Source organism: Lysinibacillus sp. VIII_CA, assembly GCF_049943995.1.
GTDB lineage: Bacteria > Bacillota > Bacilli > Bacillales_A > Planococcaceae > Lysinibacillus > Lysinibacillus pinottii.
The window spans coordinates 225,210-247,266 of sequence record NZ_JBNFXM010000004.1; the positions used below are offsets into that span (position 1 = coordinate 225,210).

At 38.1% G+C, this 22,057-nt stretch carries 26 protein-coding genes; 20 read left to right on the plus strand and 6 right to left on the minus strand.

Annotated elements, in window-relative coordinates; all coding sequences use genetic code 11:
* Positions 1 to 16: 16 nt before the first annotated feature.
* Positions 17 to 226 carry a hypothetical protein gene (locus tag ACP3VS_RS08385; RefSeq protein WP_012294026.1) on the minus strand — a complete coding sequence of 70 codons (210 nt, stop codon included), beginning with the start codon at positions 224 to 226 and terminating at the stop codon, positions 17 to 19.
* A gap of 221 nt (positions 227 to 447) precedes the next feature.
* Here ACP3VS_RS08385 and ACP3VS_RS08390 point away from each other — a divergent pair, with 221 nt between their 5' ends.
* The 6 genes from ACP3VS_RS08390 (at position 448) to ACP3VS_RS08415 (ending at position 6,854) form a co-directional block, all read left to right on the plus strand.
* A complete protein-coding gene (locus tag ACP3VS_RS08390; RefSeq protein ID WP_031419757.1) occupies positions 448 to 2,220 on the plus strand; it encodes a glycerophosphoryl diester phosphodiesterase membrane domain-containing protein in 1,773 nt (590 codons plus the stop codon).
* A 116-nt stretch (positions 2,221 to 2,336) separates the two neighbouring features.
* Positions 2,337 to 3,287, plus strand: a complete 951-nt coding sequence (locus ACP3VS_RS08395) for a stalk domain-containing protein (RefSeq protein ID WP_031419759.1) — start codon at positions 2,337 to 2,339, stop codon at positions 3,285 to 3,287.
* 108 nt (positions 3,288 to 3,395) lie between these two features.
* Entirely contained in the window at positions 3,396 to 3,929 is a 534-nt protein-coding gene (locus ACP3VS_RS08400) for a cysteine hydrolase family protein (RefSeq protein ID WP_012294029.1), read from the plus strand.
* A complete protein-coding gene (locus tag ACP3VS_RS08405) occupies positions 3,919 to 4,464 on the plus strand; it encodes an N-acetyltransferase family protein (RefSeq protein WP_426388537.1) in 546 nt (181 codons plus the stop codon). Before ACP3VS_RS08400 ends, ACP3VS_RS08405 begins: the two co-directional genes overlap by 11 nt.
* 22 nt (positions 4,465 to 4,486) lie before the next feature.
* Positions 4,487 to 5,368 (plus strand): DMT family transporter, encoded by an 882-nt coding sequence (locus ACP3VS_RS08410; protein WP_036166330.1) that lies wholly within the window; start codon positions 4,487 to 4,489, stop codon positions 5,366 to 5,368.
* A 937-nt stretch (positions 5,369 to 6,305) separates the two neighbouring features.
* On the plus strand, positions 6,306 to 6,854 hold the full coding sequence (locus ACP3VS_RS08415) for a GNAT family N-acetyltransferase (RefSeq protein ID WP_012294037.1): 549 nt from the start codon (positions 6,306 to 6,308) through the stop codon (positions 6,852 to 6,854).
* 78 nt (positions 6,855 to 6,932) lie between these two features.
* Here the strand turns inward: ACP3VS_RS08415 and fumC are convergent, their stop codons facing one another.
* The gene (gene fumC / locus ACP3VS_RS08420; RefSeq protein ID WP_426388538.1) at positions 6,933 to 8,324 is read right to left on the minus strand and encodes a class II fumarate hydratase; all 1,392 of its coding nucleotides are present in this window, start codon (positions 8,322 to 8,324) and stop codon (positions 6,933 to 6,935) included.
* Positions 8,325 to 8,599: 275 nt separating this feature from the next.
* On the minus strand, positions 8,600 to 8,815 hold the full coding sequence (locus tag ACP3VS_RS08425; protein ID WP_012294039.1) for a hypothetical protein: 216 nt from the start codon (positions 8,813 to 8,815) through the stop codon (positions 8,600 to 8,602).
* A gap of 526 nt (positions 8,816 to 9,341) precedes the next feature.
* Between ACP3VS_RS08425 and ACP3VS_RS08430 the strand changes: the two genes are divergently transcribed.
* From ACP3VS_RS08430 to ACP3VS_RS08450, 5 genes are all read left to right on the plus strand, one after another.
* Complete coding sequence (locus ACP3VS_RS08430) at positions 9,342 to 10,070, plus strand: AAA family ATPase (RefSeq protein WP_012294040.1); 729 nt, start codon at positions 9,342 to 9,344, stop codon at positions 10,068 to 10,070.
* Positions 10,067 to 11,290, plus strand: a complete 1,224-nt coding sequence (locus tag ACP3VS_RS08435) for a GNAT family N-acetyltransferase (RefSeq protein ID WP_426388539.1) — start codon at positions 10,067 to 10,069, stop codon at positions 11,288 to 11,290. Before ACP3VS_RS08430 ends, ACP3VS_RS08435 begins: the two co-directional genes overlap by 4 nt.
* 137 nt (positions 11,291 to 11,427) lie before the next feature.
* Positions 11,428 to 11,565: a hypothetical protein gene (locus ACP3VS_RS08440; RefSeq protein ID WP_171821085.1), complete on the plus strand. Its 138-nt coding sequence runs from the start codon at positions 11,428 to 11,430 to the stop codon at positions 11,563 to 11,565.
* Between the two features lie 71 nt (positions 11,566 to 11,636).
* A complete protein-coding gene (locus ACP3VS_RS08445; protein WP_426388540.1) occupies positions 11,637 to 12,155 on the plus strand; it encodes a GNAT family N-acetyltransferase in 519 nt (172 codons plus the stop codon).
* Between the two features lie 526 nt (positions 12,156 to 12,681).
* On the plus strand, positions 12,682 to 13,893 hold the full coding sequence (locus tag ACP3VS_RS08450; RefSeq protein WP_036166320.1) for an MFS transporter: 1,212 nt from the start codon (positions 12,682 to 12,684) through the stop codon (positions 13,891 to 13,893).
* A gap of 52 nt (positions 13,894 to 13,945) precedes the next feature.
* On the opposite strand, the gene ACP3VS_RS08455 is transcribed toward ACP3VS_RS08450, so the two are convergent.
* Positions 13,946 to 15,355 carry a PLP-dependent aminotransferase family protein gene (locus ACP3VS_RS08455; protein WP_036166317.1) on the minus strand — a complete coding sequence of 470 codons (1,410 nt, stop codon included), beginning with the start codon at positions 15,353 to 15,355 and terminating at the stop codon, positions 13,946 to 13,948.
* A gap of 110 nt (positions 15,356 to 15,465) precedes the next feature.
* Between ACP3VS_RS08455 and ACP3VS_RS08460 the strand changes: the two genes are divergently transcribed.
* Positions 15,466 to 15,906 carry a GNAT family N-acetyltransferase gene (locus ACP3VS_RS08460; RefSeq protein WP_036161364.1) on the plus strand — a complete coding sequence of 147 codons (441 nt, stop codon included), beginning with the start codon at positions 15,466 to 15,468 and terminating at the stop codon, positions 15,904 to 15,906.
* A 100-nt stretch (positions 15,907 to 16,006) separates the two neighbouring features.
* Here ACP3VS_RS08460 and ACP3VS_RS08465 read toward each other — a convergent pair whose 3' ends face one another.
* Positions 16,007 to 16,690 carry a class I SAM-dependent methyltransferase gene (locus tag ACP3VS_RS08465; protein ID WP_012294047.1) on the minus strand — a complete coding sequence of 228 codons (684 nt, stop codon included), beginning with the start codon at positions 16,688 to 16,690 and terminating at the stop codon, positions 16,007 to 16,009.
* A 229-nt stretch (positions 16,691 to 16,919) separates the two neighbouring features.
* Here ACP3VS_RS08465 and ACP3VS_RS08470 point away from each other — a divergent pair, with 229 nt between their 5' ends.
* The 5 genes from ACP3VS_RS08470 to ACP3VS_RS08490 all read left to right on the plus strand — a co-directional run bounded on the left by ACP3VS_RS08470 (position 16,920) and on the right by ACP3VS_RS08490 (position 19,249).
* Positions 16,920 to 17,519, plus strand: coding sequence for a CPBP family intramembrane glutamic endopeptidase (locus tag ACP3VS_RS08470; RefSeq protein WP_036166308.1), 600 nt, complete (start codon positions 16,920 to 16,922; stop codon positions 17,517 to 17,519).
* 71 nt (positions 17,520 to 17,590) lie between these two features.
* Positions 17,591 to 17,776, plus strand: a complete 186-nt coding sequence (locus tag ACP3VS_RS08475) for a hypothetical protein (protein ID WP_426388541.1) — start codon at positions 17,591 to 17,593, stop codon at positions 17,774 to 17,776.
* A complete protein-coding gene (locus ACP3VS_RS08480; protein WP_008175876.1) occupies positions 17,769 to 17,936 on the plus strand; it encodes a hypothetical protein in 168 nt (55 codons plus the stop codon). The genes ACP3VS_RS08475 and ACP3VS_RS08480 overlap by 8 nt, the downstream gene beginning before the upstream one ends.
* A gap of 8 nt (positions 17,937 to 17,944) precedes the next feature.
* Positions 17,945 to 18,577 carry a hypothetical protein gene (locus ACP3VS_RS08485; protein ID WP_426388542.1) on the plus strand — a complete coding sequence of 211 codons (633 nt, stop codon included), beginning with the start codon at positions 17,945 to 17,947 and terminating at the stop codon, positions 18,575 to 18,577.
* Between the two features lie 360 nt (positions 18,578 to 18,937).
* On the plus strand, positions 18,938 to 19,249 hold the full coding sequence (locus tag ACP3VS_RS08490; protein WP_031419777.1) for an RNHCP domain-containing protein: 312 nt from the start codon (positions 18,938 to 18,940) through the stop codon (positions 19,247 to 19,249).
* A 49-nt stretch (positions 19,250 to 19,298) separates the two neighbouring features.
* On the opposite strand, the gene ACP3VS_RS08495 is transcribed toward ACP3VS_RS08490, so the two are convergent.
* Positions 19,299 to 19,796, minus strand: a complete 498-nt coding sequence (locus tag ACP3VS_RS08495; RefSeq protein ID WP_031419779.1) for a hypothetical protein — start codon at positions 19,794 to 19,796, stop codon at positions 19,299 to 19,301.
* 91 nt (positions 19,797 to 19,887) lie between these two features.
* Here ACP3VS_RS08495 and ACP3VS_RS08500 point away from each other — a divergent pair, with 91 nt between their 5' ends.
* The 3 genes from ACP3VS_RS08500 to ACP3VS_RS08510 all read left to right on the plus strand — a co-directional run bounded on the left by ACP3VS_RS08500 (position 19,888) and on the right by ACP3VS_RS08510 (position 21,986).
* Positions 19,888 to 20,628 carry a sulfite exporter TauE/SafE family protein gene (locus tag ACP3VS_RS08500; protein ID WP_036166305.1) on the plus strand — a complete coding sequence of 247 codons (741 nt, stop codon included), beginning with the start codon at positions 19,888 to 19,890 and terminating at the stop codon, positions 20,626 to 20,628.
* Between the two features lie 3 nt (positions 20,629 to 20,631).
* Positions 20,632 to 21,597 carry a PD-(D/E)XK nuclease family protein gene (locus ACP3VS_RS08505; protein ID WP_426388543.1) on the plus strand — a complete coding sequence of 322 codons (966 nt, stop codon included), beginning with the start codon at positions 20,632 to 20,634 and terminating at the stop codon, positions 21,595 to 21,597.
* An 86-nt stretch (positions 21,598 to 21,683) separates the two neighbouring features.
* Entirely contained in the window at positions 21,684 to 21,986 is a 303-nt protein-coding gene (locus tag ACP3VS_RS08510; protein ID WP_332290542.1) for a hypothetical protein, read from the plus strand.
* Positions 21,987 to 22,057: the final 71 nt, after the last annotated feature.

Sequence of the window (22,057 nt, forward strand, 5' to 3'; positions counted from 1 at the left end):
AGCGATTTTTTTGAAGCTATTTTCTATTTACAATATGATGTATTTGTTGTTCTAAGGTTGTCACACGTTTTGTTAAGTCCTCTACTTGCTGTTGCATGGTTGGTGGAGGAGGCACAGGAATCGTTGCTTTCATTTTTTTGATCATACGAATCATCCCGAAAAAGATTGCTAAAAACAGGCCTAAAAGAACCGTTGTACTAATCATATCGCCAATGTCGAATTTCATGTTTGCGCTCCTTTCTCTACAGGGTATCTAGTTATATACAGGATGGCTTCGAGAAAAGTTTCAAGAAAATGGAGAACGTCACGATAAATACACAAATATTTTTTCTACAAGTTGCATAGGATACTTGAACAAATTGCTATTTTATTGCTTTGAGTACTGTGTCATGGCGGTCAAAACATACGTTAGAAGAGAGCGATTTTAACTGTAACAGGGGTGATTATGTGCACAAGGCAGGACAAGTAATGCGACAGGCTGTTAATAATATTTATATTTATCGATTAGACTATGTACAGGTTTTCGCATTAATTAGAGTCTTTCAGTTTTTATTAATGATCCCTGTAAGTACTATGCTGTTAAAGCTCATGCTACGAGTAACAGGATATACACATATAACCGAGCAAAATTGGCAAAGCTTTATGGCACATCCTTTTGTCATAATGATGATTTGTCTATTAATCTTGTTGTTCTTATTATTTGTTTATTATGAAATGGGCTTTCTATTTTTAATGGCCTTTCATCAACAAAGAGGAATGCGCTATCGATTTTTTTCTTTATGGCAGCAGCTAAATCGGAAGGTTGTTTATTTTTTTAGTGTCCAAGTCCTATTTTTAATCGTCTATCTTGCTCTATTAATGCCACTTGCTTCTTTTATGCTACCACTCACCTTAACCCAATCCATCTCACTTCCACATTTTTTAACAGAAGAAATCATGAGTAGTCGAACTGGTAGATTAGCATATGCAGCAGTGGCAAGTATTTTAGTAATGATCGGTATTCGGAGTATTTTAACGTTACCTATCTTTACAATCCAGCCAAAGATTTCTATTTTACGTTCTTTCAAGCAAAGCTGGCGATTTTCCAAAAAAGGTTTATTGGAGCTTTTAGCCCTATTGGTTATGCTTTTAACAGGTCATCTATTCGTCATGCTCAGTATAACAGTAATTAGCACACTTCCACTTTATTTTATGGAGCGCTTATTACCAAGTGCCGCATTGATAACAGCAGGGGTAACGCTCGCCTTTCTAGAAATGGTGTTTGTGGTGCTCTTTAGTTTATTACAGGCCATGTTTTCACAAGTCATGGTTGCCATCACCTACAATACACCTATCCTAGGGAAAATCAACAGGTCTGCTAAACAAAGAAAACGACGCTATAAACCTTTACTGCTCATTAGCCTTGTTGTTTTTGTTGTCTTAAGTATGATGAATATTAATTCGTTAGAGAAAAGCGTCTATGCACCCGATACTAAAATTATTGCCCATCGAGGCTATGTGGCGGGCAATGTGGAAAATACGATTAGCGGGCTAGTGAGCGCAGCAAATGCCGGAGCAGACCTCATTGAAATTGATATTCAGCAAACAGTGGATGGCGAATTTGTTGTATTCCATGATCGTACTTTGAGGCGATTGGCAGGGAAAAATGGAGTCATTGCTAATATGACCTTACGTGAATTAAAAACATTAACGATTCATCAAAATGGCTATAGCGATAAAATTGCTTCTTTAGAGGACTGTATCGAAATTGCTAAAGCTTTAGACGTCGCGTTACTAATTGAGTTAAAGGTACATGGCAAGGAAACGGAAGATGTGTTGCCCAAATTAGTAGAAAAGCTACGAAAATACAAAGTACTGGATTCGTATTATGTGCAATCTGTAGATGGGCAGAAAATGACTCAATTAAAAAAAATAGTGCCGAATTTAAGAGTGGGTATTGTCTATGCACTTAATATCGGCCCAATGGAAGAAAGTGTGGATTTCATTGCCTTAGAGGAGTCATGGGTAACTGAGCAGCTTATTGAAGAGCTGAAGCAAAACCCGATGGATTTATTTGTTTGGACGCTGAATGATGACCGTTCCTTACAAACCTTTATCGAGAAAAATGTGAGCGGCGTCATTACCGATCATCCTGATGTTGCCCGCGATTTAAGGACAAAGCAAAGCGAACATCAATATTTCTTACAACGGATCCTTAACCGATTGAAATTTATATTTTAAGTATGGAATGCGATACCTGCCCAACGGCTTTTAAAAAAATCTGGCCATATTGTAACCTTTTTCATATGAACACGACTACTTCTATGAATTCGTGAAATAAAGGAGATGCTTTTTATATGAAAATGACGAAAGTCGTACCATTTGCTATGACAGCACTATTAGTAGGGAGCGCGATGGGCGTTCCAACTGCATCAGCGAGCGAGGCTGAGACTGTAGTACCTGTTTCAGAAACTATTGAACAACAAGCTCAGCCAGTTTTTATTAAAGTAACTGGGAAAGTTGAAAATGTAGAGGTCCGTGAGAACGCAACCTACTATACAGTAGTAGAAGGTGAACAGACGAATATAGTGGTTGTCGATAAAGATTCATTCGTGTTCGACAACATGGGAAAAGAAGTGAAGCTTCAAAAAGGGGATAAGGTGTCAGCTTACTCTTATGCGAAAAAGCCTATGCTTGCTATTTATCCACCACAATATAACCCAGAGGTTATTATTGTAGAAAAAGATAATATGGGCAGTGTGGAAGTCGATTACTTCGATAAAAACTTAATCGATACGGACAATTACTTGAAATTAAACGTTGGAGAAGACACAAAAATTGAAAGTGCTTCTGGAAAAAAACTAAAAGCTAGTGATTTAGAAGAACAGCACTTAGTTGTGTTCTACACAATCGCAACAATGAGTATTCCTGCTCAAACACCACCTTCAAAGGTTATCGTGTTGGATACTATTGAGAAGGAAGAGCCAGTTGAGGTGGACCCAGTGCCAACGCCTGAACCAACACCAGATCACGCTGCCATTGAAGAGATTATGCAAAAAGATTTTTATGAGGTAGAAGGGACGAAAATGGTTCCTTTACGATTAATTGTAGAAAAGCTTGGCTTTGACGTAGAAGTAACGCCTAAAGGTGCCATCATTTCTAAAGGTGCTGTTTCCTACACAATTACTCGTGGCCAAAAAGAATATGGCTACAATAAAGCGCTTCGCCAATTTGACGTAGCACCTGCTTTATTAGAAAATGGTAAAACATATGTATCTGTAGAGTTCGTCAAAGAATTAATGAAATAAAGAGGATGAAGTATCTAGCAAATCGCTAGGTACTTCTTTTTTGTATTTTCTTCCCATGAAAAATTCAGTACAATAATTAAGAAAAAGTCGCCAATAAAGGAGAAACCTATGAAACAAGCTCTTATCATTATCGATATACAAGAAGCCTTCTTTTTAGACAACGAACAAAATCTATGGAATGACGAAACGATCATCAAGCATATTAATTCGTTAATCGCATGGGCACGCCACAATGAGGCACCTGTTATTTTTATTCAGCATACAGACGCCGAGGATGTGGATTTCGCTTATGGTCAGCCTGGGTGGGAGCTATACCACGGTCTTCATCGACAAGCGGAGGATAAGGTAATTCAAAAACCAACATGGGATGCCTTTTATCGAACTGAGCTTGCCGAATACTTGCAGGAGCAGCATATTGAGCAATTAATTTTTGCTGGTGCACAAACTGAGTTTTGCCTTGATACAACCATTCGTAGTGCTTTCAGTCATGGCTATCATCACAATATTTTAGTGAAGGAAGCCCACAGTACATTAGCTAATGATATTCTTGAAGCACCTCAAATTATTCAGCATCATGAATGTATCTGGCACAATCGATTTGTGCGAATTCAACCAGTTGCGGGGTTCCAGCATGTGGATTAACAAGAGAGACTATCCCTGTAAAGAATGGTCCTACACGGTTCGCTGTGCCGAATGGGATGATGCACAAGCCTTGTCAGACCTACGTGTACAATTAGATGGTGAAACGGAATACTTTGACCGAGCACAAGGGGAGGGATTCATTGACCGAGCAGGATTCGAGCAGCTCATCTCTAATGACCTAGCAAGCCCCAAAAATCTATGTTTAGTAGCGGTCGTTGATGATCAACTTGTAGGGTACTCAAGATGTGAGGGTTCTACATTCATAAGGCTTGCCCATAAGGTTATTTTTGGCGTAGGCGTTAGGAAGGATTTTTGGGGGTACGGCATTGGAAAAGCCCTGCTGCAAGTATCTATCGACTGGGCAGATGCAAATGGTATTCAGAAAATGGCACTAGAAGTGTTAGAATCTAATGACAAGGCCGTTCAGCTCTATCAAAAATGTGGCTTTGAAGTGGAAGGTATGCTAAAAAATGATAAGCGCCTTTCTGATGGACAATACTATCACACTATCCTGATGGGCAGATGGAAGGCATAGGGAAGTTGAAGGAATTTACAGTATGACAAATTTTATGTATCTATTTTGTTTAATCGTATGGGGTCTAAATTTTATTGCCGTAAAAATACAGGGGACCCCCGTTAGTTTAGAATTATCATTAACCTATCGTTTAGTCATAACAGCTCTATTATTTTTAATACTTGCTTGGTTGATGAAACCACAAGGCAAACCACAGAAGCAGGATGTCCCCTTTATCATTGTTTTTGGTGTTTGTAATTTTGCATTCAGTTATTTATGTTTGTATTACGCAACGATGCTCAGTTCAGCAGCCATTGTCACGTTAATTTTTTCATTAAAAGTGATATTAACGCCCATTGCTTTACGAATTTTTTTGAAAGAACCTTTGCATCGCCGTGTACTTCTTGGTGGTATTTTAGGCGTCATAGGAGTGGGTGTATTAATCTACCCAACTTTACATAGTTTTTCAGGGTTAGCTGATTTCAAAGGGATTTTTATTGCTTTTTTAGGGACACTACTGACAGCAATCGGTGATGCTAGCTCTGCCAGAAATGCGAAGCGCCACATTGACCCGGTTTATGCCAATGCGATTGGCTTTGCCGTTGGGAGTTTGGTCATGTGTGGAATTGTCTGGATGGCAGGACAAAAAATAATGATTCCAACATCCATAACCTATTTATCAGCATTGCTGTATTTAACGGTAATCGCCTCGTTTCTCGCCTGGCTATTTTATTTAAAGCTAGTTGAAAGGATTGGAGGAGCGAAGAGTGGCTATATGGTCGCCTTATTTCCTGTCATAGGCGGCATTGCCTCTGTCCTGATTGGTGAATCTACAGTAAGCATCTATTTGATCGTGGGCTGTCTATCCAGTTGTATCGGAGCGGCGATTGCCTTAGGTTTTAAAATTAAGCCTATTTTACGATGAACGAAAACCCTTATCCTTTCATAAACTAGATAAGAACGTTTGAAAAGGGTGAGGGAGTTGGCATTCGTTCCGAGAAGCACAGAAAAAGATCAGGATCATTGGGATATCGATCGTTGGGAAAATGATGGTGGCAGTAGTTTAGGGGGGAAAGGGAGGCAAATTTGTCTCCCTACAAATAGTTGAAACCTTTTTCATCTCTGTTCGTATGAATTAGTAGAGACAGATTTGATTTGAAAAGGGAGAATTGAAATTTTTGAGCTATTGAACAAAACGATTACTTTTGATTATTTATGTGATTGTCATTGCGGATGCGTATTACTCAACATTGTATATGGAACCCAAAACACCACCGCAACATCAAACAATCAAAGCGACTGCTATTACCATTAACATACTACGGTAGCAAGCCTAACAAAAAGAAACGGACAACCCGTCGTTTAAAGCCGATGATCATGCAGCCATTCCAAGGGAAAAGGATTGACAAAATGGTCATGTCGATAAATAGTTTAGACGTTCGTCCACCAGTACTTATTTTTTTACGATATCAACAGCTTCGTTGCTGACGCCCTGTCCACTGACAGGGTATTTTTTATGAGGTGCATCAGTGTGGCATGAACCAAGGGAGAGGGAGATGCGTATGACGAAAGTCTATGTGATGACCATGACGAAAGGGAATGATGAGCAGGATTACGAGCAATGGGTGAACGAAAAAATATTTGAGAAAAAATCAGACCTAAAAGAGTAATTAAACAAAGAAGGCTATTTGAAGAAATCTACATATCAATATATGAAAATAGAGGCAGAATCTATAGTTGTTGCTGACATTCAAAAAATTAAACTTAAATAACAATCGTGTTTACTAAAAAATAAATAAAGCAATCTTCGCTCTTTTCATATAAAATATGGAAGATATAACATACTTGAAAGAGGTGGCCACATGTTCCCTACTTTAAATACGGATCGATTAGTGTTACGAGAAATTACAGAAAAGGACGCGCAAGCTATTTTAAATTGCTTTTCTAACCCTGACGTATTACGTCATTACGGTCAAAATCCATTGACTAGTTTAGAGCAAGTTAAACAAATCATTAATCGTTTTTCAAAAAACTATGAGGAACAACAAGGCATTAAATGGGGGATAGAACTGAAGGGGCGAGAAGGCCTAATAGGTACTATTGGATTTCAAGAATGGTCAACAGAGCATAAGAGAGCTGAGATAAGCTATGCCCTTTTCCCTGACAGTTGGGGAAAAGGCTATGCACAAGAGGCGCTGAACAAAGTCATTTCATTTGGCTTTCAAGAGATGGAGTTATTACGTATAGGAGCCATTGTTTTCACAGAAAATGATGCTTCCAACAAGCTATTAACAAAAGTAGGCTTTGAAAAAGAAGGCTTATTAAAGAAATATATGCATCAAAATAATGTGCCATATGATACGTATGTTTATTCTCTAATCAATATGAAAAATCATAGTCTAGAATCGTGAAAAATAAAAGGATTGGGGAAATGACCCCAATCCTTTAACCGTTTTTCGCCAAACAGCAGGTGAATACTTATTCTTACATTATTTTACGTTCGGGTAAATCATTGTAGCGGGGTCAACATATTCATCGAACTGCTCTTCTGTTAGCAGACCACTTGCAATAGCTGCTGCTTTTAACGTAGTGCCTTCTTTGTGAGCTTTTTTCGCAATTTTTGCTGCGCTTTCATAGCCGATATATGGATTTAATGCTGTTACAAGCATTAATGAGTTTTGTAAGTTATGATCGAGTACTTCTTTATTCGGCTCAATGCCAATTGCACAATGGTCATTAAATGATTTCATTGTATCTGCTAATAGGCGAGTTGATTGTAAGAAGTTATAAATGATGACGGGCTTAAAGACGTTTAGTTCAAAATTCCCTTGAGATGCTGCGAAAGCAATCGTCGCGTCATTTCCTACTACTTGTGTGACTACCATTGTCATCGCTTCACTTTGTGTAGGATTTACTTTACCAGGCATAATGGAAGAGCCTGGCTCATTTTCTGGGATCGTAATTTCACCAATCCCTGAGCGTGGCCCACTTGCAAGCCAACGAACGTCATTGGCAATTTTCATTAAATCAGTTGCTAAAGCTTTGAGAGCGCCATGTGCAACAACGGCTTCATCATGGCTTGTTAATGCATGGAATTTATTTGCAGCAGAGGCGAATGTTTTGCCTGTTAGCTCACTGATTTCCGCCGCAACACGATCACCAAATTCTGGATGTGCATTGATCCCAGTACCAACCGCTGTTCCACCAATCGCAAGCTCTTTCATATAGTCTATATTTTGAATAATCATATGCTCGGATTTCTCTAGCATAGCTGCCCAGCCGCTAATTTCCTGACCCAATGTAAGAGGTGTGGCATCCTGTAAATGTGTACGACCAATTTTAATAATATCTTTAAATTGAGTGGCTTTGTCTTCCAAAGTTGATTTTAATAATCGTAGTCGTGGTAATAAATAATCTTCCACTTTTAAAACTGCCGCAATATGCAATGCAGTTGGAAATGTATCATTCGAGCTTTGTGATTTATTGACATCATCGTTCGGATGAATGCGATCTGCCTCACCAGCATCCTGTAAAAGTTGGTTCGCGCGGTGTGCAATCACCTCATTAACGTTCATGTTTGATTGTGTACCACTACCAGTTTGCCAAACAACTAGTGGGAATTGATCATCCCATTGTCCATTTAAAACTTCATCTGCTGCCTGAACGATTACATTCGCTTTAAGATCTGAAAGCTTGCCTAGTTTATTGTTCGCGATTGCAGCACTTTTCTTTAAAATAGCCATCGCCTGCACAAGCTCAATAGGCATTTGTTCCGTGCCAATTTGGAAATTTTCTTTACTGCGCTGTGTTTGCGCACCCCAAATTTTATGAGCAGGTACTTTGATTTCTCCCATAGTGTCTTTTTCAATACGATAATCCATGTCAAAACAGCTCCTTTATTATGTAAAATTCCTCCAATATACAGATAAAAACGGATACTCTTAGTCTGATGTAAGAATATCCGTTTGATACATGCTTATTCAAAAAAGAGGGGGATTCTGAAATAAGCAATTTGGAGAAAAGAAATAATCTATTGATAATGATAATTGTTATCAATTAAAATGTCAACAAATTTGTTTGGAGAAATAATAGGGTGAGAATAATTCGCAATAGTACTATGGTTATTCCCGAATTTAGAGGAAATAAACGTTATAGATTATCTCTTTTTCTTACCTAAATCTTTAAGTGGCTGCTTTTTAGGAACTTTCTCAAAAATAATCTTCACATGATAATGGTGGTCGTCAATTTGAAGCACCTCAGTTACCTTTGCCTTTCGTCCTTTAATACGAATATCCTCTTCGATGGCAGGGAGTTTGACGAGCAATTGGCTTAATACGGACGTTTTATTTTCATAATAATGAGTGACAAACATTGTTCTTCTCCTTCTAACATTTGATTGTTACTCAATTTATGAGGGGAGCCTAGTTTCTAGAACTTTTATAGATGGAATAGGTGCACGGAGAAAATTTGTTACTCAAACAGCATATAAAGGACCATGGCCTGCAAAAATGCTGATGATCTTGGGTATAATCATAGAACTCCGTTGAATATTGCTGGGAAATTACACTCTTCGCAATTGAAAAATTTCATTCATACCGAGAATCACGCTGCCACTTAATTTTATAAAAATCAAAAATATGACATAATTTTACGGAATGAAATTGCAACTTTCGACATATTTCTTATTTATTTCTCGGGAAATATCTCTTACATAATGGCGGTGTTGAGTGGGACTGCGAGCGCTCAATTTTGCACTATTCCTGCTGTGAACTTTCATTGAAAAAATAATGACTTTATGATGTGATTTACTATTCTTAATTCTTTTTTATCAAAGAGGTAGTGCGATAACGTTTCAGTAGAGACATTGTTCGTTATAATAAGAGGAAGGAGGAAATAAAATGTATTTAAAATCATGTAAAGTGCTACAGGACACGATTCCTAATAAACAAATGTATCCTTTTAATATCCCGAGCTTGCAGGATTTACAGGAGTTGGAGTTTCCAACTAATGTGACCTTCTTTGTTGGGGAAAATGGCTCGGGTAAATCAACCTTACTGGAAGCCATTGCAGATCGTTGCGATTTTAATACGGCAGGTGGTGGCCGCCAAAATCTGTATGAAGTACATAAGGCAGAATCTTCACTGGGTGAGTATATCCGTTTGTCGTGGATGCCGAAAATTTCAAATGGTTTTTTTCTTCGATCCGAAACATTTTATCAATTTGCCAGTCATATTGATTTGATAGAAGATCCAAGGAGATATAACGCTTTTGGTGGAAAATCTCTACATCACCAATCCCATGGTGAATCCTTTCTGGCATTATTTATGAATCGTTTTAAGGGTAAAGCGATTTATTTATTGGATGAGCCCGAGGCAGCATTGTCTCCAACAAGGCAATTAAGTTTGTTGAAAATTATGAAGGATCTAGAGCATGAGGCACAATTTATTATTGCCACACATTCACCGATTTTACTGGGCTATCCTAATGCAACGATTTATAGCTTTGACAATGATGAAATTGAAACAATCCGCTATGAGGATTCCATTCATTACATTGTCACCAAACGGTTTTTAGATGCACCGCAAACTATTTTTAGTGAGTTATTTGATGAGGAGAGGGAATCATGAATCAACGAAAAGGCTTAGTCATGCGAGAAATTCGATTGGATGAAATGGCACAATCTATTGACTTATTAAATTATGTCTTTCAAATGTCCATGTCTATTCATAAGGACCGTCGTTTTGTGAATGCGAAAAGTAGACAATTTAATGAGGGACATGCCATCGGATGGTTTGATGGCTCGCATTTAGTATCGCAAATTTTAAGTTTGCCTTTTGAAGTCAATGTCCATGGGAAGATTTATGAAATGGGGGGGATTACAGCAGTTGGCACCTACCCAGAGTATTCGGGCCATGGCTTGATGGAGAGCTTGATTATTGAAAGCCTACAAAGTATGCGCAACGAGGGACAATGTATATCCTATTTATTTCCATATTCAATTCCCTATTACCGAAAAAAGGGATGGGAAATTATGAGTGACATTGTAGAGTTCCAAGTGAAGGATACACAGCTCCCGCATTATGCCGGACTCAATGGGAAAATTCGACGTGTCGATCCAAAGCATCAGGATGTAGTGGATATCTACGCCCGATATGCCGAAAAAACACATGGGGTAATGGTGCGAAATAGCATTGCGTGGAATGAGAAGTTTCAGGAGGATTTCTGGGAAGAGAAATTCATTGACAGTGATGTTAACCTGCAGGCTGCCGTCTACTACGATGAAGGAGATGTGGCGCAGGGCTATATGTTCTATCGTATTATGGAGGAAAATTATTATATTGATGAAATCGTCTATTTACAGGAAGAAGCACGTAAAGGGTTATGGAATTTTGTCTCTGCCCATAGCTCCATGATTTATAATGTCTATGGGAAAACGACAGGTAATGAAGCCGTAGCATTTCTATTAGAGGATAGTGAGATTATTCAAAAGGTCTCTCCTTATTTTATGGCGAGAATTGTGGATGTTAAAGAGTTTTTATTACGCTATCCATTTGTCAGTCAAGACTTTGAACTTCAGCTAGCCGTAACAGATCGGATTGTAGCTTGGAATAATGGCACCTTCATCATTAAAATGGTGGATGGTAAGCTGTCTGTCCAAAAGGTGAGCGAGACATTAAATGATAATGCTGTCCATTTAACGGTGCAAACCTTGGCCACGATGCTGCTAGGCTATAAACGACCAAGCTATTTAGAAAAAATCGAACGGTTACAGGGACGTAAAGAGGAAATTGCCTTACTGGAGGACATATTACCCGTAGGCATACCGACCTTCATTGATTATTTCTAGGTACATGAAACAGCATATTGAGCTGAACTACTTCTCACAATAGTTCAGCTTTTATTTGTCATAATGTTACTGCATAGTTGAACAAGGTTGTACCTTTAAATACATAGACATTCATGGATATAGTGAGGGGGATAGAAATGGATTTAATAGTCGGAATAGCTATTGTACTCATTGTGTTTTTCTCTTCTAGCCTAATTGAAAAAAGGTTGAAGTCCATTGAAAAACAAAACAATCGTGTCATCGAAATACTGGAAGAAATAAGAGATAAAAAATAAAGGCATTTGCCAATAGGGGGATTTTACTTCAAGTAAAGGGTAGAGTCCTATTGGAATGGAGTTTTTATTATATGGATCTATATATTGAACGATTACAAGTGGCAGATGCCGAAAGTTTGTATAAATTTGAACTTGAAAACAGAAAATTTTTCGAAGAAATGGTACCTACTCGTGGAGAAGAATACTATAACCCTGAGATTTTTAAAAAAAGACACGAAGCTTTACTTGAAGAACAAGCTCAGGGAGGGTCATATTTCTATTTAATTAAAAATGAAGATAGTTCTATTCTAGGAAGAATAAATTTAGTGGATATTGATAGATTTCATAAAATCGGTCATCTCGGTTATAGGGTGGGGCAAGAACATACTGGAAAAGGAATTGCTAATCAAGCATTACAAAAATTAATTGAAACAATAGCTGATGAGGATATAAAACAAATTAAGGCGGAAACAACAACAAATAACGTAGCTTCTCAAAGAGTTTTAGAGAAAAATGGTTTTGAGAAAATAACGACTAGTAGTGAGAGTTTCGAAATGAATGGTCAGAAATTAAATTTCATCTATTATGCTTTGACTATTTCGCCTTGTTAAACTAACAGATGAAGAGTATTGAGCTGTTTAGACAGCTCCCAGACTGTAGACGAAATCCATCGAGTAGCTCACTCTCCATGGATTTTGTCATTTTTCTTTCTCTTTCATTTCTAATATTGGTAAATTACTGCTGATTTCACTATACTCCACAAGGGAAGCAGCTAGACCCCGACCGCGGATATCGTCTGCCCGTAGTGGATATCAACGACTTTACTTTGTCTCATGTAAAATAAAAAAGACTGTAGACAGCTCTTTTTTATTTATTGTACAAATGGAGCAATTGAGTTGAAGAAGGATTGGTTATTGAATGAACTTAAAATGTGGTAATAATTTACTATGAATGTGTAATAGTAAAAGAAACAATGCTATAATTCATTTAAATATGTATGGAAGATCAAAAAACTTGTGATAAATCGATATCCCCCAGATTTATCCGCTAGATGATAGGAGTCAAATTTCAATGAATAGTCCAATCTAATATTCCCCGATTTAGCCAAAATCAGATTGAAATATCGGGGGATATAAAATGAAATTGAATAGAAATTTTTCTTTATTACTTTTAGGTCAGTCACTCGCTAATATAGGCGATGTATTATATATAGTCAGTGTTATAAGTACAATTTTTTTGTTAACAGGCTCTGCCATTGCAGCATCGTTTGTGCCATTTACAATTGCCTCTTCTATGTTTATATCTAGTCTGCTGACACCTCTTTTGGTGGAGAAACTAAATCTTAAATGGTTACTAGCTGGGTCACAAATTGCAAAAACGATTTTACTCTTTATTCTAGGGTTTATGGTAATGGGTTTATCAGCAGCTAATTATTATTTTATCTTTTTCATAATAGGAATGATTGCTTTTTTTGATGGATGTGCTAACCCAATCAGGCAGACATTGACTCCATACTATGTTAAACCTGAAAAGCTACTTCAAGCTAATGGAATTTCGGAAACGATTACGCAGGTCATCCAAGCAGGTATGTGGTTCGTAGGAAGTTCCTTGTTAATTATTATGAGCGCTCAACAACTGATTTGGTTAGTTGGATGTTTATTTGTCACGGCAAGCGTATTACTTTGTCTGCTAGAAAGTGTAAACAATCATCCATCAACCGAAATAAAGGGGAAACTTGAAAAGATTAAAGAGGGTTGGCAAACTTTATCTAATACGCCAGTTTTAAAAAGGATTGCTTGGATAGAATTTTTAGAAACAATTGCAGCAACAGTTTGGATAGCTGCTATTTTATATGTGTTTGTCAGCGATGCTTTGAACGTTGATGAAAAATGGTGGGGATTTATCAATGGAGCCAACTTTTTAGGGTTGATTTTAGGAAGTGCCTATTGTATTAAATTTTCTTCTGTGGTGGAAGAGAAAATAGGAGCCTATATTTTTGTTGGTTCCTTTGCAAGCTTCATATTTACAATGTTATTTAGCATAAACAGCATTCCAATGATTTCCTTACTTTTATCACTTTGTGTAGGGCTTTTTGGACAAATTAAACAAATTCCTCAACAAACAGTGATACAAACCAGTGTGTCAAAAGAACAGTTATCAACGGTTTATACTTCATTAGGTGCTATCGGGACTGGGATTTTCGGCATTGGCTCTCTTGTTATGGGGGTAATAGCAGATTTAGTAGGAATTAGACTGGTTTTTGTCATTTCGGGGCTATTACTTGCGATAGTCAGTGTAATCGCTCACAAAAATAAGCAACTGTTTGTTAGAAATGTTTTAAAACAATAAAATGAAAGAAGAAGTTGGACCATCATATTTTTGATGGTCCTTTTTATGAAACTCATTGTACGAACAAGGTGTTATTTTGAAGGGGTGACCATGCTTTTTTTAGTAGTTGAACGCCTAATTTAATTTCTTCCATTGATAATTTACTGAAGCCTAGTTGTAGCATCGGTTCTATACTTGCTTGCTGGAGAAAAAACGGACTGGTTGGATAAACTCTTACACCGTGGGACTCTGCTTGTTGGATGAGCTGTTGTTCAGAAAGTGAAGTCTTTATTTTCACTAATACATAGAGGCCCGATTGTTCGCCTAAAATAGTGATTTGCTCTCCGAATTGTTGTTGTAGCTCCTGCACAAGGCAATGCATTTTTTGTTTATAGGTTAGGCGCATTCTTTTAATATGGCGTGTCCATTCGCCTTGCGCCATAAATTGGGCCATGGTGCGTTGATGCAGGGTGGATGCGTTTTGTTCAAAATGAGCAAATTTCCTTTTGTAAGGCTGCACGAGGGCATTAGGTAACACCATATAGCTTATTCGTATGCCTGGTAAAAAGGATTTCGAGAATGTACCCAAATAAATTACCCGAGATGGGTCGATGGAGGCAAGGGCAGGGAATGGCTGTTGTGTATAGCGAAATTCTCCATCATAATCATCCTCAAGAATATAGCCATTCACTTTTTGTGCCCATTGTATCAGTGCTTGCCGTTGTTGAATGTTCATCGAGACACCATAGGGGAAGTGGTGTGAAGGTGTGACATACAAGAGACGTGAAAGACAATTTGTTAAGACATCAAGCTGTGCACCTGCTTCGAACACAGGTAAGGTCTCAATGTCAAAGTTATGTAATTGAAATGCCTCCCGAGCCCCATCATAGCCTGGGTCCTCCAGCAGTATGCTAGGGAAATTTTCCTTCAGTAAAAATGCAAGATACAAAAGCATCTGCTGTGTACTACTTCCAATAATGATATTTTCATGATTGGTATAGAGCCCTCTTGCCTGTAGTAAATACTGGACAAGCTGTTCTTTTAGTATAGGCTCTCCAAACAGTGCCCCATATTGATAACAGGCTGGCTCCTGTAAAACCTGATTGGCGATTTGACGCCAGGCCTTGATGGGAAAGTGTTGTTGATCGACAGCCCCAGCTAGGAAATTCACAAGTAATGCCGAAGTATCCTTTATTGGCTTCGATTGAATAGGCTGTGGTTGCTCTTGTAAGAAAACTTGCTCCAACGCATTCACAAAGTACCCTTTCCGACCTTCACCTCGAATATACCCCTCAGCTACAAGCTGATCGTAGGCCGTTAATGTCGTATTGCGACTCACCTGCAAAGTTTCTGCTAGCTTCCGAATAGAAGGCAGGGTATCATTCTTTTCCAATGTGCCTTCCATAATGAGGGTTTTCAGTTGCTGATAGATTTGTTTATATTTGGCTTCTTTGTCCGTTAATAAAAAGATGAAATCGTCCATAATGCACCTCATCGACATGTTGAAATGTTTGAAACTGTCTCTTTTGAAATGTCAGATAATCTACTACCATCATACTAGAATGACCAATAAATTGAAATGGGGAGTAGAATATGAATATTTGTACTGTATCACAGACAACAATTAGGGATGTGGTCCCGTTATTTAATGCTTATCGTGAGTTTTATGGACAACCGACTGATTTAAAGCAAGCCGAACAGTTTATCCAAGAACGTGTGGAAAAGGAGCAATCCACTATTTTTCTCGCATACTTAAATGGGGAACCAGTAGGTTTTGCGCAGCTATTTCCTACCTTTTCATCCGTAGCTATGAAAAGGGCATTTATTTTAAATGATTTATTTGTGGCAGTGCATGCCAGAAAAAAAGGGGTGGCCAAAGCATTAATCGAACAATGCTACATCTATTGCCAGCAGGAGAACGCTCGTTACATGATGCTCGAAACAGCAAAGGACAATGTTAATGCCCAAAAGCTCTATGAAAAAGTAGGGATGACCACAGATGATCATGTGTATTACTACAGTATGTATTGGTGAAAAGCGGCGCTATAGTTTTTAAAAGTCATTGTTTGTATGAAATCTACTAATCACCTGGTGAAAGCCCCCGCCAATTGAGCTAAATGGCGGGGGCTTTCGGTTAGGCATGACTCATCCAGCCTGCAAAAAGACCAGAAGTGAAAAAGCGAGTAACCTGCTTAAATCCAGCCTCTTTCAGTAATTCCTGCATGTCTTGATCGGATAGGAAAGAGATATTCATAATGACTTTCCCCATATCTTCGACCTTAGCTTTTTTGTATCCTGCGTCTAAAAAGAAGCTTTGCCAGATTTTAATGCGATCTTGCAGTTCGTCACTATTTCGATCTCCATAGGCACATGCGAGGATAAAAGGTTTCCCGGGCTTTAATTGCGCATGAATGTTGTGTAATAAGTTAAGTTTTTGCTGTCGATTTTCGATAAAATGCAGCACAAGGATGCAGCTAGCAGCATCATAGGTTAATGGAGAGGGGGGTAAGGTATCGATGGTTCCTTGAAGAAGCTGAACTCGGCTTTCTATAGATAATTGCTGTGCCTTATACTGAGCAATTTGTAGCATCTCTTCAGACGGGTCAATACCTGTAAAAGTCCAGTTTGGATTAGAGGGTCCCCATGCGGATAGCTCATTACCGCCCCCAGCTCCTACAACTAGCAGGGATGAGTCTTGCTCACCTAAATGAGCTCGGAAATAGGCTTGTGTCATGGCGAATAAAGTGTCATAAGCTGGTACAGAGATACGAGTACTTTGTTCATAGATGCGAGCCTTTTCTAATAGATGTATATTCATAGTTATTACCTCCAATACTATTACATACATTAAAGACCTTAATAGTCTGTAATTGAGTATATATGAAATTTTACCAAAGCACAACAAAGAAATCTCACCCGATTATAATTAAAGTGAAACGATGAATAATTAATATTTAAGATTAATAATTTAATGATTATCATTAAATTATTATTGAATTTAATAGCTCTTTCTTCTACACTTAACGTAATGAATAGGGGGAGAAAATATGATTAATGCTATTGTGCAAGTGTTGTTATTTTCAGTCATACCGTTTGTTTGGTGGAGTTTTTCAGCAAAAAAGGAACAACCCTTTCTTGAATGGTTAGGGTTGCATAGGCCTATTATTGTCGATAAGGGGAAATATGCCATATTTTATATACTTTCTATTGTAATAGTAGTGATGCCTAATTTCGCTCTCGTCTTTTTTTATATGGATGGTTCCATATTAGCGTCCAATCAATTTGCTGGCCTTGGCTTAGCGGGGCTCATACCCGCTCTTCTATATGCTATGATTCAAACCGGCTTATCAGAGGAGCTATTGTTCCGTGGTTTTTTATTGAAAAGGCTGGCAAAATCCTTTGGTTTCCAAGTCGGAAATTTGCTACAAAGCCTCGTTTTTGGGTGTATTCATGGGGCTCTGTTGTGGATGGTATTACCATTTCCAATCATCTTGTTAGTTGTACTATCTACAGGGCTAGCAGGCTATGTGATGGGATGGATGAATGAGCGAGTTGGCGGAGGTTCCATTGTGACAAGCTGGAGTATTCATAGTTTGACTAATTTAATGACTGCTTGCTTATCATTGTTTCAAATTCTATCTTTTTGACTTATTTGCATTTCTTTGACGTCACTTGCATAATAGGGCAGAGAAGATTTTTCGTGAAGGGAAGTGCAAACATGACAGAATGGCCAAAGGGAGTAGCCAAGCCTGCAATTCGTGCATTACAAGCAGCAGGCTATACACAATTGAAACAGCTGGAAAACGTTGAGCTTTCCACTTTAGCTCATTTACATGGAATGGGTCCAAAAGCGCTTGCCGCGATTGAGGCGGCATTAGAGGAAAGTAGGGAGCCGCATGAATAAGCTAACATTATTTTTACTGGCAATGGTGGTCTATTATATAGTCGTTGTTTTCCTCATCAGTAAGCTTTTTATCATTCCTATCATGAAAGTAATGGCACTTGTCTTCTTTATAGGAGCGGGTTTCATCTTTTCACGTAAGATGCGCAGGAAGCTGCAGTAGGAGGCATTATGAAAATTGTTCAATTAACAGTCATTTATTTAGCCATTATTTTGCTGGCAATGGGGCTATCTTTATCAGGGGTGCGGCTATCCTTTTCCCTCGGTATAATTGCTTTGTTCGTGGTAGCTATTATTTATCGTCATGTACATATTTTATATCGAACAAACAATATGGAACTTGTAGATAAATGGGTGAAGCGCCGTCAGAAAGAACCAATATTTGCGGCTCTCTATGCATCCGCTTATGAAACGGTAGACGAACAGATTCGTGCTATGGATGTCATCATCCACCATTATAAGCAGCCAGCCATCAAAAACAATTACCTATTTACGAAAGCGATTATGGAAAAAAATCTTGGAGCGGCAAAGGCTGCTGCCCAGCAAATTAACAAGGAGCCATTGTCAAGCTACGCCCTATGCTATATTGCAGCCATGGAAGGTCGAACGGCAGCTATGAGAAGTGACAAGCTGACACAGCCTTGGATGCAACCTGCTGTAGAGGCAGTTTACGCCCATAGCCAAAACAATAAAGAATTGTTCCGCCAATGGGCTGATGCTAGCATCGAAAAAGCCCGTGGTGTACAAAAGTATGGTTTAATACATAATTTTAGACAAATGGAAAGAGAATTGGATGGTGAATAACTATTTGGTATACTAAATAAAACATGAAACGTATGAGGAGTCGATCATTTGAAGGTAAATAGATTTCCTACAATTGTTCATAAGGGGACGAATGCCTAAGTTAGTGATGATCAATGAGCACCGACTAGTGGAAGGTGGAGAGGTCCGTCTTACAGTGGTTGATACAATAGTCTAAAGTCAATCGTGGTTCGGATAAAGAGATGAAAAATGTTCTTTTGAAGGTGGAACTAGAAGTAATCGTTTTGTAGAGCGAAACGGTGAATGGGTTAAATCATGATCAAAGCCTAATACTATTAATTTAGAAAAACAAAACGGAACCCTTTCTCCAAAGATGAAAAAATCGTCTTGGAGGAAGAACAATTGAGTAGAAAAACTGAAAATACAGCATTTCATTGTGAGCAGTGTGGGCTGGACGTGATCCCATTAAACAATGGTAGTTTCCGCAATCATTGCCCACATTGTTTATATTCTAAGCACTTAGATATTATACCTGGTGATAGAGCCAATCCATGTAAAGGGTTAATGCAACCGATTACTATTGATTATTCATCTAAAAAAGGTTATCAAATTGTACATCAATGTAAAAAATGTGGTCACCTGTCACGTAATAAAGTTGCCATCGATTGCATACAAGAGGATCAGCTTATTTTATTTATGCAATCCATAGAGTAGTTTCATGTTTGGAAGACGTATTAAAGAGCAACTCTTTAATACGTCTTTTTTAATGCTTTTTATTCAATAAAATGCCTCGTACGATTCCCATACTGAAAATACCACAGAGCAAGAAAAGAAAGAGATACGCATGCCATTGCTGTAAAATACGATCGTGCCCAAGTGCGATCGTAAGGTCATTGAAAAGGGAGTACGTAAAGTACAATAAAATACTATTTTTTATGAGACAAAATGTCATGATGCCATTTTGACGCTGACTATGGGACAGCGGCGGTTTATTTTTACGCATCACAGGATAGGCTGCTTTCATCTCTAAATAGTGCAAAAGTAAAAATAGCATAAGTGCAATAAAAGGTAAATAAAATATGGCGATTTTTGGTCCGAATTGTGCGTGGTCACTCGTAAAGCTTTGTAAAACTGGAATCGTTGCAGGAAGCTTTTGATATTGAATCAGTGTAGCTGTGAAGCCAGCTAAAAAAATGATGGCCACGACGACCGTTAGCTGGTGACAAAAGCGTGGTGTTGGTGTTTTTTGTTGTGTTTGCATCCTTGCCCTCATTTCCATCCTCATTCAAAATTACAATCTGTTATACTGTATCATAGAATGATTGCTTTTGTGAGAGAGAAAGAAGGATATGATGGAATACTTGTTATTTTTATTCATTGGAATCATTGGGAATGTCATTGGTACATTAGTGGGTGGCGGTGGTTTAATCACCTTACCAACGATGATGTTAATGGGGGTGCCAGTTCATTCTGCCATTGGCGCCAATAAAGTGTCCAATATGGTAAGTGCTTTTTCGAGCTTTTATACGATCTATAAACGAAAAGAATTAGCATGGTCAGAAATGCAGCCAGTCTTATTAGTATCGTTAATCGGTGGAACATTGGGTGGACTTTTTGCTTCGTTTATGAGTAGCCAAACATTGACATTTATTGCCATCATTTTACTAGGCTTTGCGTTAATGATGTCCTTTATGGGTGGGGCTGATTTTGGCCATAAAGAACTCTTTATGATGAATCGAAAGAATGGTCCAATCCTTCTTGGGGTTGGTTTTTATGATGGTATGTTTGGGCCTGGCAGTAGTACACTAGCCCTTTATACATATGCTCATGAGAAAATTTCTTATATTAAAGCAGTTGGACTCTCAAGGGTAGGTGTATTCGCCATGTGCTCAGGAGCAGCAATTACCTATATTGCTACGGGAAAAATTGAATGGCCACTTACATTGATTTTAATGGTAGGCTCTACGATTGGTGCGCAAATAGGCATTGTTTTAGCGAGAAAGGTGAAAGCAAATCAAGTAAAACTCCTACTTCGTATTGTAACCATTGTGTTGATCGTACAGCTTGTTTATGATTTTATCCAGCAGTTATAGGAGGTGATTGTCCTGTTTGAAATTACACCATATCCTACCTTTTCGTGGTCACTGTCACGCCATAAAACGCTAACAAGCTGTGCCCGTAAATATGGCTATGAATATTATTTTTCTCATAACGGGTGGCTGAGCTACAATGTGGAGCCTTATCATCAACTTGTTTATCGTTTGAAAAAGCTGCAGCCCATGCCTATTTTATTTGGGCAAATTGTTCACCGTTTTATTGAGCAGGCTATTAATGATTATTTACAAACCGGACAGCCCCCCACATTAGAGGAGCTGATTCATGGGGCTAGAGGACAGCTGAATGCGGCATTTATAGATTCTACTCGCCATCTTGAATCTTGGAGGCACAAGCCAAATAAATATTATATGATGCAGGAAATATACTATTCTGGCAAACTTTCTTCTGACCTAGTAAAGGATTATAAAGAACGAATCCAGCTTGTCTTTGAGCATTTTTTGATAAGTGAAACATTTCAACAAATTACATTACAAAGAGTCTCCTTACGAATTGGAGAACCAGAACAATTTCGCTCGATGAAAATCAACGATATCCAAGTGTTTGTGGTAATGGATTTTCATTACTTTAATGAACTAACAGATAAATGGGTTATCGTGGACTGGAAGACGGGGGGAGAGTCAGATGATGATCGTCAGCAATTAGCCCTCTATGCCTATTATGTGCAGCAAAAATATCGGGTGCCGCTTGAGCAAATCGAGGTCTATAATGAATATTTACTAACGGGAAAACGGAAAAAATATAGCTTCACCGATATTGATATGGAAAATATTTTACATACATTTCAGTATAGTGTGTTAGAAATGAAAAAGTATCAAGCCGATATTTTTTCCAACGAGCCTGTAGACCTTGTGGATTTTGAACAAACACAAGAAAAATGGCATTGTCGTGGATGCAATTTTAGAGAATTATGTGCGCAAAAGTATGACGAAAAATCGAGCAAGTGACCAAAAAGTGACCAATTAATTTAAATCATCGAAATGGTCGCTTGCTTCATTTTTATCCTTTTTGGTTAAATGACTGTATGTGTTAATTGTCATTTTTATATCAGAGTGATAAACGTAACATCTTATTGATAAAACAGCCGAAAGGATTGGTTGGGTGTGATGGATATACGGAAACATATGAAAAAGTTTCTGAACGAGTAGTCTATAAAGAAAGTAAAGGATTATTCAAAATCTTTAGAGATGCAAGTGCCTGGCTTATAAATGAGGATATGGAAGCATTCGCTGAACAAGCTTGTTTTACAAATGATTTTGAAATATACTTCGAGTTAAATAATGGCGATGAAATGTATGAAGGGTATATTGAAAAATTGCATGTGTTGGAAAAGTGAACTTCTTAACACCAGGGAAGTTCGCAAAAAAACAGTGTAAATTGATATTATCAAGTTTTATCAAAAGCGTA

Excerpts from the sequence above, each read along its gene's own strand:
- ACP3VS_RS08385 (WP_012294026.1), bottom strand. The coding sequence starts at position 226 with ATGAAATTCGACATTGGCGATATGATTAGTACAACGGTTCTTTTAGGC.
- ACP3VS_RS08395 (WP_031419759.1), top strand. The coding sequence starts at position 2,337 with ATGAAAATGACGAAAGTCGTACCATTTGCTATGACAGCACTATTAGTA.
- ACP3VS_RS08400 (WP_012294029.1), top strand. The coding sequence starts at position 3,396 with ATGAAACAAGCTCTTATCATTATCGATATACAAGAAGCCTTCTTTTTA.
- ACP3VS_RS08405 (WP_426388537.1), top strand. The coding sequence starts at position 3,919 with ATGTGGATTAACAAGAGAGACTATCCCTGTAAAGAATGGTCCTACACG.
- ACP3VS_RS08410 (WP_036166330.1), top strand. The coding sequence starts at position 4,487 with ATGACAAATTTTATGTATCTATTTTGTTTAATCGTATGGGGTCTAAAT.
- ACP3VS_RS08415 (WP_012294037.1), top strand. The coding sequence starts at position 6,306 with ATGTTCCCTACTTTAAATACGGATCGATTAGTGTTACGAGAAATTACA.
- fumC (WP_426388538.1), bottom strand. The coding sequence starts at position 8,324 with ATGGATTATCGTATTGAAAAAGACACTATGGGAGAAATCAAAGTACCT.
- ACP3VS_RS08425 (WP_012294039.1), bottom strand. The coding sequence starts at position 8,815 with ATGTTTGTCACTCATTATTATGAAAATAAAACGTCCGTATTAAGCCAA.
- ACP3VS_RS08430 (WP_012294040.1), top strand. The coding sequence starts at position 9,342 with ATGTATTTAAAATCATGTAAAGTGCTACAGGACACGATTCCTAATAAA.
- ACP3VS_RS08435 (WP_426388539.1), top strand. The coding sequence starts at position 10,067 with ATGAATCAACGAAAAGGCTTAGTCATGCGAGAAATTCGATTGGATGAA.
- ACP3VS_RS08440 (WP_171821085.1), top strand. The coding sequence starts at position 11,428 with ATGGATTTAATAGTCGGAATAGCTATTGTACTCATTGTGTTTTTCTCT.
- ACP3VS_RS08445 (WP_426388540.1), top strand. The coding sequence starts at position 11,637 with ATGGATCTATATATTGAACGATTACAAGTGGCAGATGCCGAAAGTTTG.
- ACP3VS_RS08450 (WP_036166320.1), top strand. The coding sequence starts at position 12,682 with ATGAAATTGAATAGAAATTTTTCTTTATTACTTTTAGGTCAGTCACTC.
- ACP3VS_RS08455 (WP_036166317.1), bottom strand. The coding sequence starts at position 15,355 with ATGGACGATTTCATCTTTTTATTAACGGACAAAGAAGCCAAATATAAA.
- ACP3VS_RS08460 (WP_036161364.1), top strand. The coding sequence starts at position 15,466 with ATGAATATTTGTACTGTATCACAGACAACAATTAGGGATGTGGTCCCG.
- ACP3VS_RS08465 (WP_012294047.1), bottom strand. The coding sequence starts at position 16,690 with ATGAATATACATCTATTAGAAAAGGCTCGCATCTATGAACAAAGTACT.
- ACP3VS_RS08470 (WP_036166308.1), top strand. The coding sequence starts at position 16,920 with ATGATTAATGCTATTGTGCAAGTGTTGTTATTTTCAGTCATACCGTTT.
- ACP3VS_RS08475 (WP_426388541.1), top strand. The coding sequence starts at position 17,591 with ATGACAGAATGGCCAAAGGGAGTAGCCAAGCCTGCAATTCGTGCATTA.
- ACP3VS_RS08480 (WP_008175876.1), top strand. The coding sequence starts at position 17,769 with ATGAATAAGCTAACATTATTTTTACTGGCAATGGTGGTCTATTATATA.
- ACP3VS_RS08485 (WP_426388542.1), top strand. The coding sequence starts at position 17,945 with ATGAAAATTGTTCAATTAACAGTCATTTATTTAGCCATTATTTTGCTG.
- ACP3VS_RS08495 (WP_031419779.1), bottom strand. The coding sequence starts at position 19,796 with ATGCAAACACAACAAAAAACACCAACACCACGCTTTTGTCACCAGCTA.
- ACP3VS_RS08500 (WP_036166305.1), top strand. The coding sequence starts at position 19,888 with ATGGAATACTTGTTATTTTTATTCATTGGAATCATTGGGAATGTCATT.